This window comes from Streptomyces sp. NPDC002309 (genome assembly GCF_053593375.1).
On sequence record NZ_JBSFCI010000054.1, the window covers coordinates 26,565 to 42,164 of the forward strand.

General features: G+C 73.0%; 15 protein-coding genes and 3 pseudogenes. 10 read left to right on the top strand and 8 right to left on the bottom strand.

Annotation, left to right across the window (positions count from 1 at the left end):
* Positions 1-106 precede the first annotated feature (106 nt).
* The 3 genes from ACWCPM_RS31355 to ACWCPM_RS31365 all read left to right on the top strand — a co-directional run bounded on the left by ACWCPM_RS31355 (position 107) and on the right by ACWCPM_RS31365 (position 2,268).
* Positions 107-790: a helix-turn-helix transcriptional regulator gene (locus ACWCPM_RS31355; RefSeq protein WP_450979645.1), complete on the top strand. Its 684-nt coding sequence runs from the start codon at positions 107-109 to the stop codon at positions 788-790.
* Positions 787-1,764 (top strand): pyridoxal-phosphate dependent enzyme, encoded by a 978-nt coding sequence (locus tag ACWCPM_RS31360; RefSeq protein ID WP_450979646.1) that lies wholly within the window; start codon positions 787-789, stop codon positions 1,762-1,764. The genes ACWCPM_RS31355 and ACWCPM_RS31360 overlap by 4 nt, the downstream gene beginning before the upstream one ends.
* 144 nt (positions 1,765-1,908) lie before the next feature.
* The gene (locus ACWCPM_RS31365) at positions 1,909-2,268 is read left to right on the top strand and encodes a cupin domain-containing protein (RefSeq protein WP_450979647.1); all 360 of its coding nucleotides are present in this window, start codon (positions 1,909-1,911) and stop codon (positions 2,266-2,268) included.
* Between the two features lie 70 nt (positions 2,269-2,338).
* On the opposite strand, the gene ACWCPM_RS31370 is transcribed toward ACWCPM_RS31365, so the two are convergent.
* Positions 2,339-3,313, bottom strand: coding sequence for an NAD(P)-dependent alcohol dehydrogenase (locus ACWCPM_RS31370; protein WP_450979648.1), 975 nt, complete (start codon positions 3,311-3,313; stop codon positions 2,339-2,341).
* Positions 3,314-3,576: 263 nt separating this feature from the next.
* Between ACWCPM_RS31370 and ACWCPM_RS31375 the strand changes: the two genes are divergently transcribed.
* Positions 3,577-4,278, top strand: coding sequence for an SDR family oxidoreductase (locus tag ACWCPM_RS31375; protein ID WP_450979649.1), 702 nt, complete (start codon positions 3,577-3,579; stop codon positions 4,276-4,278).
* On the opposite strand, the gene ACWCPM_RS31380 is transcribed toward ACWCPM_RS31375, so the two are convergent.
* Both ACWCPM_RS31380 and ACWCPM_RS31385 read right to left on the bottom strand, forming a co-directional pair.
* Positions 4,279-5,631: a VWA domain-containing protein gene (locus ACWCPM_RS31380; RefSeq protein WP_450979650.1), complete on the bottom strand. Its 1,353-nt coding sequence runs from the start codon at positions 5,629-5,631 to the stop codon at positions 4,279-4,281. It lies immediately after the preceding gene.
* Complete coding sequence (locus ACWCPM_RS31385; protein ID WP_450979651.1) at positions 5,628-6,485, bottom strand: AAA family ATPase; 858 nt, start codon at positions 6,483-6,485, stop codon at positions 5,628-5,630. The genes ACWCPM_RS31380 and ACWCPM_RS31385 overlap by 4 nt, the downstream gene beginning before the upstream one ends.
* Positions 6,486-6,628: 143 nt before the next feature.
* Between ACWCPM_RS31385 and ACWCPM_RS31390 the strand changes: the two genes are divergently transcribed.
* The 4 genes from ACWCPM_RS31390 to ACWCPM_RS31405 all read left to right on the top strand — a co-directional run bounded on the left by ACWCPM_RS31390 (position 6,629) and on the right by ACWCPM_RS31405 (position 9,754).
* Positions 6,629-7,201 (top strand): TetR/AcrR family transcriptional regulator, encoded by a 573-nt coding sequence (locus tag ACWCPM_RS31390; protein ID WP_450979652.1) that lies wholly within the window; start codon positions 6,629-6,631, stop codon positions 7,199-7,201.
* Between the two features lie 236 nt (positions 7,202-7,437).
* A complete protein-coding gene (locus ACWCPM_RS31395; RefSeq protein WP_450979653.1) occupies positions 7,438-8,115 on the top strand; it encodes an ABC transporter permease in 678 nt (225 codons plus the stop codon).
* A complete protein-coding gene (locus ACWCPM_RS31400; protein ID WP_450979654.1) occupies positions 8,112-8,783 on the top strand; it encodes an ABC transporter permease in 672 nt (223 codons plus the stop codon). The genes ACWCPM_RS31395 and ACWCPM_RS31400 overlap by 4 nt, the downstream gene beginning before the upstream one ends.
* Entirely contained in the window at positions 8,762-9,754 is a 993-nt protein-coding gene (locus ACWCPM_RS31405; RefSeq protein ID WP_450979655.1) for an ABC transporter substrate-binding protein, read from the top strand. The genes ACWCPM_RS31400 and ACWCPM_RS31405 overlap by 22 nt, the downstream gene beginning before the upstream one ends.
* Before the next feature lie 67 nt (positions 9,755-9,821).
* On the opposite strand, the gene ACWCPM_RS31410 is transcribed toward ACWCPM_RS31405, so the two are convergent.
* The 5 genes and pseudogenes from ACWCPM_RS31410 to ACWCPM_RS31430 form a co-directional block, all read right to left on the bottom strand.
* Positions 9,822-10,976, bottom strand: coding sequence for an ABC transporter ATP-binding protein (locus tag ACWCPM_RS31410; RefSeq protein ID WP_450979656.1), 1,155 nt, complete (start codon positions 10,974-10,976; stop codon positions 9,822-9,824).
* A gap of 78 nt (positions 10,977-11,054) precedes the next feature.
* Positions 11,055-11,702: a LutC/YkgG family protein gene (locus ACWCPM_RS31415; protein WP_450979657.1), complete on the bottom strand. Its 648-nt coding sequence runs from the start codon at positions 11,700-11,702 to the stop codon at positions 11,055-11,057.
* The gene (locus ACWCPM_RS31420) at positions 11,699-13,183 is read right to left on the bottom strand and encodes a LutB/LldF family L-lactate oxidation iron-sulfur protein (RefSeq protein ID WP_450979658.1); all 1,485 of its coding nucleotides are present in this window, start codon (positions 13,181-13,183) and stop codon (positions 11,699-11,701) included. Before ACWCPM_RS31420 ends, ACWCPM_RS31415 begins: the two co-directional genes overlap by 4 nt.
* Complete coding sequence (locus ACWCPM_RS31425) at positions 13,180-13,935, bottom strand: (Fe-S)-binding protein (protein WP_450979659.1); 756 nt, start codon at positions 13,933-13,935, stop codon at positions 13,180-13,182. The genes ACWCPM_RS31420 and ACWCPM_RS31425 overlap by 4 nt, the downstream gene beginning before the upstream one ends.
* 71 nt (positions 13,936-14,006) lie before the next feature.
* Positions 14,007-14,636: pseudogene (locus ACWCPM_RS31430) on the bottom strand (FGGY-family carbohydrate kinase); the annotation flags it as partial.
* Between the two features lie 2 nt (positions 14,637-14,638).
* Here ACWCPM_RS31430 and ACWCPM_RS31435 point away from each other — a divergent pair.
* Positions 14,639-15,100, top strand: a pseudogene (locus ACWCPM_RS31435) (substrate-binding domain-containing protein); the annotation flags it as partial.
* Positions 15,101-15,102: 2 nt separating this feature from the next.
* Positions 15,103-15,540, top strand: a pseudogene (locus ACWCPM_RS31440) (substrate-binding domain-containing protein); the annotation flags it as partial.
* Between the last annotated feature and the right edge of the window lie 60 nt (positions 15,541-15,600).

Sequence of the window (15,600 nt, forward strand, 5' to 3'; positions counted from 1 at the left end):
GTCATCCTGTCCGTGGAGGGGGTCACGCGGGGCCTGGTCGTCTCGTGCCCCGGTGTTCTAGACTTCCAGTCCAAGTTACTGGAATTTGAGTCCAAAGAGGCGGCCGATGCCCGAGCCCGACCTGGATGCCGAACGGAACGCGATCCTGGCCGCGCTGGTCCCGGTCGCCGACGGCATCGCCGCGACCTTCGGGCCGGTGTGCGAGGTGGTGCTGCACGACTACCGGCGGCCCGAGAAGTCCGTGGTCGCCGTCGCCGGTTCGGTGACCGGCCGCGCGGTGGGCGGGGCGATGAGCGAGATCGGGATGCGCGTGCTCGCCCGCGGCGACGAGGCCCGCGACGAGCTGAACTACGTCACCCGCACCGGCACCGGACACCTTCTCAAGTCGTCCACGATGGTGCTGCGCGACTCCTCGGGCGCGGTGTTCGGCGCCCTGTGCGTCAACCTCGACGCGGGAGCGGTCCAGCAGGCCCAGGCGCTGCTGGGCGCGCTCGCCGGGACCTCCGCGACGGCCCGGGCGCCGGTCACCGCCTTCGGGAACGACATCGACTCCGTGGTCGACGCCATCCTCGACGCCCACCGGCTGCGGCAGCACCACAGCTGGGCCGGTCTCGCCCGCGCCGAGCGCCTCGAACTCTTCCGCAGCCTGGACGAGCGCGGTGTGTTCGCGGTCCGCCGCGCGATCGAGCACGTCGCCACGCGCCTCGGCATCTCCCGTGCCTCCGCCTACAGCTACCTCTCCCAGGCCCGCGCCACGACCGACCCTGTGTCCGAAGGAGCCCGCCCGTGACGACCTCCACCCCGCCCGTCACCCTCGACGACGTCCGGGACGCCGCCGTACGGCTGAAGGGCGTCGCCCATCGCACGCCCGTTCTGCGCTCCCGCACCCTCGACGCCCTGGTCGGCTCCGAAGTACTCCTGAAGTGCGAGAACTTCCAGCGGGTCGGCGCCTTCAAGTTCCGCGGCGCCTACAACACCGCCTCGCGGCTCACACCCGGGCGATTGGCTCGCGGCATCGCCACGTACTCCTCCGGCAACCACGCACAGGCCGTCGCCCTCGCCGCCCGTGAGCTGGGCACCACCGCGGTGATCGTGATGCCCGAGGACGCCCCCGCCTCGAAGCGGGCCGCCGCAGAGGGGTACGGCGCCGAGATCGTCACGTACGACCGCTACACGGGCGACCGGGTCGCCCTCGCCGAGGCCCTGGCGGCGGAGCGGGGCCTGACCGTCGTGCCGCCGTACGAGCATCCGCACGTGATCGCCGGGCAGGGCACCGCCGCGCTCGAACTCCTGGAGGAGGCCGGGGAGTTGGATGCGCTGATCGTTCCGGTCGGAGGCGGCGGGCTGATCGCGGGCAGTGCCACCGCGGCCAAGGGGCTGCACCCCGGTGTCCGGGTGATCGGCGTCGAACCGGAGGCCGGCGACGACACCAAGCGGTCGCTGGAGGCGGGCCGGCGTGTCAGCGTCCCCGTGCCGCGCACCATCGCGGACGGACAGGCGTTGCAGACACCGGGCGAGCTGACCTTCTCGATCAACCAGCGGCTCGTCGACGGCATCACGCTGGTCTCGGACGACGAGATCCGGGCCGCGATGCGGTTCGCCTTCGAGCGGCTGAAGATCGTCGTCGAACCCAGTGGTGCCACCCCGCTGGCCGCCCTGCTCTCCGGCCGCGTGGAGCGCCTGCCGCGCCGGACCGGCGTCATCATCTCCGGCGGCAACATCGACGCCGACCGCTTCGCCCGCCTCTGCGCGGGCGCCGGCTGAGCGCCGGGTGGCGGGCCGGTGCGGGGCGGGCGGACGATGAGAAGGAGGGCTCGGCCGTCACCGTTGCCGCGCGCGAACTCCCGGAGCGGGCGGCACGGCCCCCGGCTCTCCCGGCCGGAAAGCCGGAAAGAAGGAGGAGCGGTCATGCTAGAGGTGAAGACGATCGACAAACCGGACGAGCGGCGCGACTTCCCGCGCGGCCACCTCGAAGCGGTCCACCTCTCCGGGCTGGACTTCGCGGTGGCCACCTTCGAGCCGGGCTGGCACTGGACGGAGTCCGTCGCGCCCCTCGCGGGCACCGACACCTGCCAGATCCACCACAACGGCTATGTCCTTCAGGGCAGGATGCGGCTGCGCATGGACGACGGCGCCGAGCAGGAGGTCGGCCCCGGTGACGTCTTCGTGTGCACGCCCGGGCACGACGCCTGGGTCGTGGGGGACGAGCAGGTCATCCTCTACGACTTCGCGGGCTCCATGGCTCGGGAGTACGCCAAGAGCGAGTAGGGGCGGCGAGGGGCGTACGGGGACCGCTCCGTGCGCCCGCCACGCTCCGGCCCTCACACCACGTCGGCTCTCACACCACGACGACAATCTTCGCCCGGGCGTGTTCCTCCTCCAGGTGCCGTATCGCCCGCGCCGCCTCGCTCAGCGGATAGATGCGCTCCACGGCCGGTGTGACCTTCCCCGACTCGACGAGGTCCCGCAGGGCCGCGAGGTTCTCCTTGCTCGCCCTCGCCGGGAGTTCGAGCAGCCGCTGGCCGACGAAGGGCGCCAGCATGCGCCGCTTGAGGAAGAGCACCATCGGGCCGAGGAGGCTGCCGCCCTCGTAGAAGCCGCCGCCCGACAGGACGAGGGTTCCGTCCGGCGTCAGCGCGCGCCGGAGGTCGCCGAGGGACCGGTTGCCCACCAGGTCCAGCACGACGTCGTACCGCCGGCCCGCGCGGGTGAAGTCCTCCCGTGTGTAGTCGACGACGTGGTCCGCGCCGAGCGAGCGGACCAGCTCCGCGTTCCGCGTGCTGCACACGCCCGTGACCCGCGCGCCGTACGCCTTGGCGATCTGCACGGCGAACGTGCCCACGCCGCCCGACGCGCCGTTGACGAGCACCGTCCGGCCCGCGCGCACCCCGGCCACGTCGCGCAGACCGATGAGCGCGGTGTTGGCGGCCAGCGGCATCGCGGCGGCCTGCTCGAAGGTCAGCCGGGCCGGTTTGCGGTCCACCGCGCCGTCCGCGACGCGGACGAACTCCGCGAACGCCCCGTCGGCCTCGCCGTACACCTCGTCGCCCGGCTTCAGCGCCTCGACCCCGCCGCCCACGGCCTCGACCACACCGGCGAAGTCCCGGCCCCGTACGGCCGCCTTCGGTCTGCGCAGCCCGAACGCCGCGCGGGCGATCTTCGGATCGCCGCGCATGCAGTGCCAGTCGTAGGCGTTCACGGAGGCCGCGCGCACCCGCACCAGCACCTCCCCGGGCGCGGGCACCGGTTGCTCGACCTCCCGGAACTCCAGCGTGTCCCACCCGCCGTAGCGGTCCTGGACGACTGCCTTCATGTGCCCCCCTCCGTCGCCTCTCCGGCGCCCCTGCGTCGTGAAGAGCGTAGGGAACGAGCGGTGCCGCGCACATCAGGGCCGAACCCCGAATCACCTCCGGGTCGGGCCCCGACTTGCCTCGGGAAACCGATCGGTTTACTCTCGGCGGAGATGAGTGGAAACCGATCGGTTTCCGCGCGGGCGTTCTCCGCCCCGTACTCCCTGTCTTCCCGTACTCCCCGTTTTCCCGGCCTCCCCGGCGCCGAGACAGTTAGGACAGACCCATGACCACCCTCGAAGGCTCCGTCGCCCTCGTCACCGGCGGCAGCCGCGGCATCGGCAAGGCGCTGGTCGCGGCGCTGTACGAGCGCGGCGCGAAGAAGGTCTACGCGACCGCCCGCGATCCCCGTACGGTCACGCACCCCGACGCCGTGCCGCTCGCGCTGGAGGTGAGCGATCCCGCCTCCGTCGCGGCCGCCGTCGCGCAGGCGCAGGACGTCACGGTCCTGATCAACAACGCGGGCGCCGCGGTGAGTGCGAACTTCCTCGACTCGCCGGTGGAGGACGTGCGCCGCGAGTTCGAGACCAACTTCTACGGACCGCTCCTCGTCACCCGCGCCTTCGTCCCGGTCCTGGAGCGCAACGGTGGCGGCCACATCCTCAACGTCCACTCGGTGCTGTCGTGGATCGGCGTCGCAGGCTCCTACAGCGCCTCCAAGGCCGCCTTCTGGTCGCAGACCAACTCCCTGCGCCTTGACCTCAGGCCGCGCGGCATCGAGGTCACCGGCCTGCACGTCGGCTACGTCGACACCGACATGACGGCGCAGGTCGACGCGCCCAAGTCCACGCCCGCAAGCGTCGCGGCGCAGGCCCTCGACGGCATCGAGTCCGGCGCTTTCGAGGTGCTCGCCGACGACGTCTCACGGCAGGTCAAGGCGGGTCTGTCGGCCGACCTCGCGGCGCTCTACCCGCAGCTCTCCGCCTGATCAGACCGGCAGCAGGCGCGCGACCAGCGCGCCGAGCTGCCGGGCGTTGCGGCACTCGTGCATCGCGACGAGACCGGCGTACTCGGGCGCGGCGGAGTCGCCGGTACCCCACTGGGACCGCGGCTCGGGGTTCAGCCAGTAGAGGCGGCGGGCCCGCCCGTCGATCCGCCGCAGCGCCGCCAGGTTCGGGTCGCTCATGTTCGTCCGGGCGTCGCCGAGGACGAGCACCGTGGTGCGCGGGCCGACCGCGTCGCCGTACCGCTCGGCGAACTCGCCGAGCGCGACGCCGTAGTCGCTGCTGTCGTGCCAGCCGGTGAGTGTCGCCTCGGCGCGGATGCGCGCGCTCAGGCCGCCGGAGTCGGCGGCACCGTGCTCCAGCAGCCCGGTCACCTCGTCGATCCGGTTGACGAACGCGAACACGCGCAGCTTGCTGAACTGGTCGTGCAGCGCCTGCACCAGCAGCATCGTGAAGTCCGAGAATCCGGCCACCGAGCCCGACACGTCGCACAGCAGCACCAGTTCGGGCCGGACCGGACGCCGTCTGCGCAGGACGGGCCGCATCGGCACCCCGCCCGTGGACAGCGAGCCGCGCAGGGTGCGCCGCAGGTCGATGCTGCCCCGCGCGGCACGCCGCCGCCGTGCGGCCAGCCGGGTGGCGAGCTTGCGGGCCAGCGGCCGCACGGTCCGGCGCAGCTCGGCCAGCCGGTCCTTGCCGGCGTTCAGGAAGTCGACCCGGTCGGCGGTGGGTGCCACCGCGCGGCGCGCGATCTCGTCCCGGCCGCGCCGCTCGGCCACCCGGCGCCGCGCCTCCGCCGCCACCAGGGCGCGGAAGGCGTCGACGCGCCGCCGGATCTCGTCGTCGAGCAGCCGGTCCGCGAACCCCGGCTCGCCGGGACGCCCGCGCACGTCGGCGCGGACCCGCGCGAGGAGCGTCTGCGGGCGGATCCGGTCCAGTGCCTGGTACGCCGACCAGCCGTCCGAGCCCGGTGAACTCCCGTACCCGCCGAAGCCGTCGACGGCCTCGATCGCCAGCCGGCCCAGCAGCGCGCTGTCGTCGGCGGCGAGCGCCGCGGCGAGCCGGTCGCGCAGCTCGTCGCGGTCCGCCGCCGCGCCGTCCGGGGCACCCACCCCGCGCGGGAAGTACAGGTCGAAGACCGGGTCGAACACCGGTCGTTGGCCCGTGGTGTGCAGCAGCGTCGCGGCGAGTCCCTCGCGCAGCAGTTCCCGGTCGGCGAGCCCCAGCTCCGCCACGGCCCGTGCCGCGTCCACGGTCTCGCCGGTGCCGACGCGGACGCCGTGCGCGCGCAGCGCGGCCACCAGGTCCGTGAGCCGGGAGGCGACGTCGGAGGTCATACGGCGTCCAGTTCCAGCTTGGCCGCGGCCTTCAGCACGTCGTCCTGGTGCTTGAGGAGCACGCCCAGGGTGTCGCGCACGACGTCCTCGTCCAGCGTGCCGGCACCCAGCGTCAGCAGGGTGCGGGCCCAGTCGACGGTCTCGGCGACCGACGGCGCCTTGCGCAGGTCCATCGCCCGCAGCGCGCCGACCACCCGGACGACCGACTCGGTCAGCGCCGCGCCGATCCCGGGCACCTTCAGCCGGACGATCCGGCGCTCCAGTTCCTCGTCCGGGAACCCGATGTGCAGGAACAGGCAGCGGCGGCGCAGCGCCTCGGACAGCTCACGGGTGGCGTTCGAGGTGAGCACGACGAAGGGGCGGCGGGTGGCGGTGACCGTGCCCAGCTCGGGGACGGTGACCTGGAAGTCGCTCAGCACCTCCAGCAGCAGTCCCTCGACCTCGACGTCCGCCTTGTCGGTCTCGTCGATGAGCAGCACCTTGGGCTCGTCACCTCGGATGGCGGTCAGCAGGGGCCGCGGGAGCAGGAACTCCTCGCTGAAGATGTCGGTGCGCGCCTCGTCCCACGTCTCGCCGCGGCCCGCGCTGATGCGCAGCAGCTGCTTGGCGTGGTTCCACTCGTACAGCGCCCGGGACTCGTCCACGCCCTCGTAGCACTGGAGCCGTACCAGCCGCGCCCCGGCGACCTGGGCGACGGCCTTCGCGAGCTCCGTCTTGCCGACGCCCGCCGGGCCCTCCACCAGGAGCGGCTTGCCGAGGCGGTCGGCCAGGAAGACGGTGGTGGCGACGGCGGGCGACGCCAGGTAGCCGGTCTCGGCGAGGCGTGCGGAGACATCGTCGACGGAAGTGAACAACCGGGCCTCCGGCGGTGGCGGCGGACGGGATCGGCTCCTATCTAAGCGCTTGTTCAGTGCTCCTGTCACCCCTTGCCCAGGGTGGCCGGGTCGCGGTATACCGATCGGTTTCCACCGTCGCGTCCGCGCGGTAACCTCGCGGTATGGCCACGACAGACAACGCGTCCCCCCGCGACCGGCTGCTGGACGCCGCGGCGCGGCTGTTCTACCGCGACGGCGTTTCCATCGGCGTCGAGGCGCTGTGCCGGGCCGCCGGGGTGTCGAAGCGGTCGATGTACCAGCTCTTCGACAGCAAGGACGAGATGCTGGCCGCGAGCCTGGAGCGCCGGCTCCCGCGCTACGAGGAGCAGCTCACGCCGGTCGACGAGGACGGCAGGCCGCCGCGAGAGCGGGTCCTTCGCGTCTTCGAAGTGCTGGAGAAGGCGTCCGCCGACGCGGACTTCCACGGCTGCCCGTACCTCGCGGCGCTGGTCGAGCTGAAGGACCCCGAGCACCCCGCGAGTGTCGTCGCCCGCACGGCCAAGGAGCGGCTGAAGGGTTTCTTCCGGACCCAGGCCGAGAGCGGCGGCGCCCACGACCCCGACCTGCTCGCCCGGCAACTGCTCCTGGTCTTCGACGGCGCCAGCGCCCGTGCCGGAGCCCGCGTGGAGACTCTCGGCGACGGACTGACGACGGCGACGGCGGGCGCGCTGCTGGACGCGGCGGGCGTGAGGTAGCGGGCGCGCGGCACGACGGCAGGCGCCCCCCGGAGCGACCGCCCGCCCTGCCCGGCGATCGCCCGCCCTGCCCGGTCACCGCCCGCCCTGCCCGGTCACCGCCCGCCCTGCCCGGCGACCGCCCGCCCTGCCCGGTCACCGCGCACCCTGCCCGGCCACCGCACGGCGAACGTCGTCGCCCCCGGACGGGTCACCAGAACAAGGCGACCCGGCGGACCGCCCGTTGCAATGGACGGGTGACCGCGCCCCCGGACGACTGCCTCGCGCGCAACGAATGGATCTGCGGCGACTACCTGAGCACGCGCCGCGAGATCCTGCTGGACGCCGTGGGCCGGCACGTCCAGCTGACGACGGTCTCGGTGCTCGTCGGCCTCGCGCTCGCCCTGCCGCTCGCGGTGCTGGCCCGGCGCTGGGGCTGGGCGGCCGGTCCCGTGCTCGGTGTCACGACGATCCTCTACACGATCCCGTCCCTGGCGATGTTCTCGCTGCTGCTCCCCGTGTACGGGCTCTCCGCGACCCTCGTCGTCGCCGGGCTGGTCCTGTACTCGCTGACCCTGCTGGTCCGCAACATCCTCGCCGGGCTGCGGGCCGTCCCCGAGGAGACCCGGCAGGCCGCCCGCGGCATGGGCTACGGCCCGATCCGCCTCCTGCTCACCGTCGAACTGCCGCTCGCCCTGCCGGCCGCCATGGCCGGGCTGCGCATCGCCGCGGTCTCCGCGGTCTCGCTGGTGACGGTCGGCGCGATCGTCGGCTTCGGCGGACTCGGCAATCTCATCTACGCGGGCATGAACACGTTCTTCAAGGCACAGGTGCTGACCGCCTCCGTGCTGTGCGTGCTCGTCGCGATCGCCGCCGATCTGCTCCTGCTGGGCGTCCAGCGCCTCATCACACCCTGGACGAGGACCCGGACGTGAACGTCGTCGCCGAGACCTGGGACTGGCTCACCGACCCCGCGCACTGGTCGGGAGCCGACGGCATCTGGCAGCGGCTGCTCCAGCACCTCGTGCTCACGGTAGTCTGCCTGATCGTCAGCTGTCTGATCGCCCTGCCCGTCGCGGTGGTGCTGGGCCACCTCGGCAAGGGCGGGGCGCTCGCGGTCAACATCTCCAACGTGGGCCGCGCGGTCCCCACCTTCGCGGTCCTGGTCCTCCTGCTGCTGACCCCCGTCGGCGCCTGGAGCGAGGGCCCCACCGTCGTCGCCCTGGTGCTGTTCGCCGTACCGCCCCTGCTGACGAACGCCTACGTCGGCATGCGCGAGGTGGACCGCGGCACCGTGCGGGCGGCGCGGGGGATGGGGATGACGGGACGCCAGGTCATGCTCCGCGTGGAACTGCCGCTGGCCTCCCCGATGATCCTCAACGGGACCCGGATCGCCGCCGTCCAGCTCGTCGCGACCGCCACCATCGCCGCCCTGGCGGGCGGGGGCGGCCTGGGCCGGATCATCACCGCCGGGTTCAACCTGGCCAGCACCCCGATGGTCGTGGCCGGAGCGGTGCTCGTCGCCGTGTTCGCCCTGATCGTCGAGGGGCTCTTCGAGATCGCCGAACGTCTCGCACCGGCATGGGCGAGGGGCACACCGTGAACCGCCGCGCCCCGCGGAGGGCGAAGGCCGGGCGACGCCGCACGCCGCCCGCGGCCGCCCTGCTGCTCCTGGCGACCTCCTGCGCCACCGGCCCCTCCCTGGAGAGCCGGGACGAGGTCACCGCGCCGCCCGGCGACAGCCACCATCTGACCGTGGGCTCCGCCGGCTTCACCGAGAGCGACCTGCTCGCCCAGATGTACGCCCTGCTGCTCGACCAGGCCGGCTACAGGACGTCCCTCATCACCGTCGCCAACCGCGAGCTGTACGAACCCGCCCTGGAATCGGGCCAGATCGACGTCGTCCCCGAGTACGCGGCCACCTTCGCCGACTGGCTCAACGCCAAGACCAACGGCCCCGACGCACCGCCGGTCGGCTCACCCGACCTCGACGCCACCATGAAGGCGCTGCGCGCCCTGGCGACGCCGCGCGGCCTGACCGTCCTGAACCCCGGCCGGGCGGTCGACCAGAACGCCTTCGCCGTGAGCGCGTCCTACGCACGCAGGCACCACCTCAAGACCCTCAGCGACCTGGGCAGGTCCGGACTGCCGGTACGCCTCGCGGCGGGCGACGAGTGCGTGCAGCGGCCCTACTGCGCCCCCGGACTGCGCAAGGTCTACGGCATCGACATCGTCGCGGTCGACCCCAAGGGCGTCGGCACCACGCAGGCCAAACGGGCGGTGCAGAGCGGTCACGACCAGATGGTCCTCACCACCACGACCGACGCCACCCTCGGCGAGTTCGACCTCGTGCTGCTCGCCGACGACAAGCACCTCCAGAACGCCGACTACGTCGTCCCGGTCGTCAACCGCGCCCGCGCCGGAGCCCCCGGCGTCGCCAAGGCCCTCGACAAGCTCAACGCCGTCCTCACCACGGCCGACCTCGCCGCCATGAACCAACAGGTGGACAGCTGGCGGCGGCTGACCACGGACGTGGCCCGGACCTATCTGGAGGACAAGGGCCTGCTGAAGTGAGCCCGGCGGGCACCGGCCCCGGCTCCGGGGGGGGGGCCGCTCTCGGCCCGCACCCCCGCCCCCGGCCTCACGCGTCCGCCACCGAGTCGAAGGCGACCTGTTCCCGTGACACGCCCAGCGCGTCCGCGTCCACCGAGCGGCGCAGGGCCTCGTGGAGCTTGGCCGGGGTCAGGACGCCCAGGAAACGGGCGCCCTGCAGCACGGCGACCCAGCCCGCGTCGTGCTGGAGCATGACGCCGAAGGCCTGTTTCAGTGGGGCGCCCACCGGGACCCAGGCGTTCATCCGGTGGGCCAGGTCCCCGACGGAGGCGCTCGTGCCGAGTTCGTCCAGCCCGACCCAGCCGTGCAGGTCGCCGCGCGCGTCCAGGACCACTGCCCAGCGGGCGCCCTCCGCCCGCAGTCGCCGCGCCGCCCGGCCGGACGGCTCGTCCAGGCGCGCCACCGGCGGCTGCTCCAGATCACCGGGCTCGATCGCGGTCACCGACAGCCGCTTCAGCCCCCGGTCGGCGCCGACGAACTCGGCGACGTACGGCGACGCGGGGGTGCCCAGCACCGCCCCGGGAGTGTCGAACTGCTCGATCCGCCCCTGCCCGTACACGGCGACGCGGTCACCGAGCCGCACCGCCTCCTCGATGTCGTGCGTCACCATCAGCACCGTCTTGCGCACCGCGGCCTGCATCCGCAGGAACTCGTCCTGCAACTGCTCCCGCACCACCGGGTCGACCGCCCCGAACGGCTCGTCCATCAGCAGCACCGGCGGATCGGCGGCCAGCGCCCGCGCCACCCCGACCCGCTGCCGCTGGCCGCCCGACAGCTGGTGCGGATAGCGCGGCCCGTACGTCTTCGGGTCAAGACCCACCAGTTCGAGCAGCTCCGCCGCCCGCGTCCGCGCCTTCGTGCGCTTCCATCCGATCAGCGCCGGCACGGTCGCCGTGTTGTCCAGGACGGTGCGGTGCGGGAAGAGGCCGACCTGCTGGATGACGTAGCCGATGCGGCGCCGCAGCCGTACCGGATCGACCGCGGCGATGTCCTCGCCATCCACCAGGATCCGGCCCGAGGTCGGCTCGATCAGCCGGTTGACCATCATCATGGTCGTCGTCTTGCCGCAGCCCGACGGGCCCACGAGCGTGACGAGCTCGCCCTCGGCCACCTCGAAGGAGAGCTGGTCCACCGCGGTCGTCCCGTCCGGATACCGCTTGCTGACCTGCTCGAACCGGATCATTGCCTCACGCTAGCCGTGGTGTCCCCACCGCGCTCCTCCGTACCGCCCCGCACCTGCCGAACGGCCCACCGCGACGCCCTACCGCGTGTCCAGCAGCACCACCTCCAGGGTGCGCGGGCCGTGCACCCCCTCGACCCGGTCCAGCTCGATGTCGCTGGTCGCCGAGGGACCGGAGATCCAGGTCAGCGGACGGGCGGGGTCGAGGCGTTCGAGGGCCTGCGGGACGGAGGCCACGACCTGGTCCGGAACGCGGACGACGCAGATGTGGTGGTCAGGGATCAGCGTGATGCGGCGCCTGCCCTGGTCGGGGCCGCCGTCCAGGACGAGCGTGCCGGTCTCGGCGACGGCGAGCGCGCAGCCGGTGACCACGCTGTCGACCTTGTCCAGCTCCTGCGGCGTGCTCACGGCACGGTCGTGCACTCGGGTGGGGTCAGCGGCGGACATCCAGGCCGGCGGCAGCCCGGGAGGCACCAGCACGAACCGCGGTCCCCGTTCGGCCAGCAGCCGCATGACGAGGTACGGCAGTTCCTCCTCGTCCGTGCGGTGCACGATCGCCCGGTAGTCCGCCAGGTTCTCGGCCAGCAGATCCACCGTCTCGTCGGTACTCCGCCGGCCGTGCTCGCGCAGATAGTCCCGGACCACCGCCCGCTCGTACGGTGTGTCGTCCCGGGGTACGTCCGCGAGCGCGCGCCGCACCCTGCCCAGGATCCTGTCCCTGCTGCTCATGTCGCCCCGTCCTTCCCGCTGCCGCCCCGCGTGCGCTGCCACCAGTCCCGGAACGGCTCCGCGGGCACCGCCGGCAGATCCCGTGTCCCCGTCCACGCGCCGCCCGGACCGGGCAGGGTGCGCGGATGGACGCGCCGGGTGAGCGAGGCGAGCCGCTGGCCGGCGCGCAGGACGCCGGGGCGGGCGAACGCCCAGCCGGCCGCCCGCATCGCCGCCCGCTCGGCGGCGTGCCCCTTCGCCGGCTTCAGCACGACCCTGTTGCCCCCGCGGACCACCGGGCCGCCCGCCACGACCCGCTCCCGCAGATGCACCAGCACCTCCGGGATGTCGATGGCCACCGGACAGACGTCGTAGCAGGCCCCGCACAGTGAGGACGCGTACGGCAGCGACGCGTCGATCTCGCTTGCCGTCCCCCGCAGTTGAGGGCTGAGGATGGCGCCGATCGGGCCCGGGTAGACCGACCCGTACGCATGGCCCCCCGCCCGCTCGTAGACCGGGCACACGTTGAGACACGCCGAGCAGCGGATGCAGCGCAGTGCCTGACGGCCGACCTCGTCGGCGAGGGTGTCGGTACGGCCGTTGTCGAGCAGCACCAGATGGAAGGCGCGCGGCCCGTCCCCGTCCGTCGTGCCCGTCCACATGCTCGTGTAGGGGTTCATACGCTCCGCCGTCGAGGAGCGCGGCAGCGTCTGCAGGAACACCTCCAGGTCCCGCCAGGTCGGCACCAGTTTCTCGATGCCGACGACCGAGATCAGCGTCTCGGGGAGGGTGAGGCACATCCGCCCGTTGCCCTCGGACTCCACGACCACCAGCGTGCCCGTCTCGGCGACCATGAAGTTGGCGCCGGAGATGCCGACCTTGGCGCGCAGGAACTTCTCCCGCAGGTGCAGCCGGGCGGCCTCGGCCAGTTCGGCGGGCGTGTCGCCGAGGTCGGTGGGCGCCGGGCGGCCCCACTCGGCCATCTCGCGGGTGAAGATGTCCCGGATCTCGCCGCGGTTGCGGTGGATCGCCGGGACCAGGATGTGCGAGGGCCGGTCGTGGCCCAACTGCACGATCAGCTCGGCGAGATCCGTCTCGTACGCCCGGATGCCCTCCGCATCCAGCGCCTCGTTGAGCCCGATCTCCTGCGTGGCCATCGACTTGACCTTGACGACCTCGGTCTCGCCCGTCTCCTTGACCAGGCCGGCGACGATCCGGTTGGCCTCGTCGGCGTCGACGGCCCAGTGGACGGTGCCGCCCGCCGCCGTCACCGCCTCCTCCAACCGCATCAAATAGTGGTCGAGATGACGGAGCGTGTGGTCTTTGATCCGCCGTCCCGCCTCGCGCAGCTCGGCCCAGTCGGAGATCTCGGAGACCGCCTTCTCCCGCTTGGCGCGGATGGTGTGCGTGGCGTGCCGCAGATTGCCGCGCAGGACGGGATCGCGCACCGCCTCGTGCGCGGCGGCCGGGAAGGACGGCATGCCGACGAAGGTTCCGCTCACAGCGCCGGTTCCTCCTCCGTGCTCGCCAGGATCTCCGCCAGGTGCACCGGCCGCATGTCCGTGCCGAGCCGGGTCATCGTGCCGCCGATGTGCAGCAGACAGGAGTTGTCCGCCGCGCACAGCACCTCGGCGCCCGTCGACTCGGCGTTGCGCACCTTGTCGGCCCCCATCGCCGCCGAGACGTCCGCGTTCTTCAGCGCGAACGTGCCCCCGAACCCGCAGCACTCCTGCGCGCCGGGCAGCTCGGCCAGCTCCAGCCCCTTCACCGCCTCCAGCAGCCGGCGCGGCCGGTCACCGAGCCGCAGCCCGCGCAGCCCGTGGCAGCTGGGGTGGTACGTCACCCGGTGCGGGTAGTACGCGCCGACGTCCGTGACCCCCAGCACGTCCACCAGGAACTCGCTGAGTTCGTACGTCTTCGGCACGACCGGCGCCAGCGCGGTCGCCAGGGTGCCGCCCCGCCCCTCCGCCCGGGCCCGCGCGCCCATCCGCGGATAGAGCTCCCGCACCATCGCCCCGCACGACCCGGACGGCGTCACGATCGCCTCGTACTCGCCGAATACATCGGAGAAATGCCGGGCCAACGGCTCCGCCTCTCGCCGGTAGCCGGTGTTGTAGTGGGCCTGTCCGCAGCAGGTCTGGGCCATCGGGAAGTCGACCTCCACACCCAGTCTGGTCAGCAGTTTCACCACGGCGCGACCAGTGTCCGGATAGAGCGTGTCGTTGACACAGGTCAGGAACAGGGCGACACGCATCGCGGCTCCTTGGAATAGATCATCCGATGAGTGCAGGGTAGTGCGGCGGCGCGGTCAGGGGGAGACCTCGCTCACGCACCGGCGAGCCCGGCCTGTGCCGCCCGCCAGGGCGCCGAGCCGCCGCGTGGCGCGTAGTGGGTGAGGGACAGGGTGCGGGCCAGCAGCCCGCGCATGTCCGCCCGGTCGCCGACGAGTCCGTGGGCCCGCGCCTGGACCAGCACGTTCCCGAAAGCCGCCGCCTCCGTCGGGCCCGCCACCACCGGCAGCCCACAGGCGTCGGCGGTCAGCTGGCACAGCAGCGCGTTGCGCACCCCGCCGCACACCACATGGACGACGTTCACGGCGTGCCCGGCCAGCCGCTGGGCGTCCTCGACCGCCCGCCGGTGAGCGAGGGCGAGCGAGTCGAGGACGCAGCGCGTGACCTCGGCCGGTGACCCCGGCACCGGCTGACCGGAGGCACGGCACGCCTCGGCGATCCGCTCCGGCATCCGCCCCGGCGCGAGGAACGCCGGGTCCGCGGCGTCCACCACCGACCGCAGCCCCGGCACGGCCGCCGCGGCCCGCAACAGCCCGCCGAGATCCGGCTCGCCCCAGGCCCGCAGGCACTCCTGGAGCAGCCACAGCCCCATGATGTTGCGCAGGTGGCGGACCGTGCCGTCCAGCCTCAGTTCGTTGGTGAAGTTGGCGGCCCGGCTCTCCTCCGGCGTCCGCCGAGGACCTCGGCCGCACCGAGGTGCAACTGCTCGCCGAGCAGATCGGCTACAAGGGCGAGATCGCGATCCTCTCCGCCGCGCAGACCGCGACGAACCAGAACACCTGGATCGAGTTCATGAAGCTGGTCAAGGTCGCTTACGGCAACGACGACGCGCAGGCGTCCTTCCAGCAGACCCAGGGACTGCTGCAGGAGTACCCGAACCTGAAGGGGATCATCTCCCCGACCACCGTCGGCATCAAGGCCGCCGCCCAGTACCTGTCCGGCTCCCAGTACAAGGGCAAGGTCAAGCTGACCGGCCTCGGCACCCCCAACGACATGCGCAAGTACGTCAAGAACGGCACCGTCGAGGCGTTCGAGCTGTGGGACCCGGCGAAGCTCGGCGAGCTGGCGGCCCGCACCTCGGTGGCGCTGGTGTCGGGCCAGATCACCGGCAAGGAGGGCGAGACCTTCACGCGCTCAACGCCCTCGCCGAGGCGGGCCTCGGCCCCGGGGCGCTGCGCGAGCTGCCCACCGAGCGGCTCGACGTCGCCGCCGGCCGGGACGCCGGCGCCCGGCTGCTCGGCCTCGCCGACCGCCCCAGCGCCGTCTTCTGCGCCAACGACCTGCTCGCGCTCGGCGTGCTCCAGGCGCTCTACGCAGCCGGCGTCAGCGTCCCCGACGACCTCGCCCTGGTCGGCTACGACGACATCGAGTTCGCCGCCGCGGCCGCCGTACCCCTCACGTCCGTGCGCCAGCCGGCCGTCACGATGGGCGCGCTGGCCGCCGAACTGCTGCTGGAGGAGACGGAGGTGGGGACCGGGGCGCGCAACGGCACGCCCCGGCACGAACACCGCAGGGTCGTGCTCCAGCCCGAGCTGGTGGTCCGCCGCTCCAGCCTGCCGGGCCGTTGACCGGCCGCACCGGCCGCCCGCACCGACCGGCCGCACCGGCCGCCCGCACCGGCCGCCCGC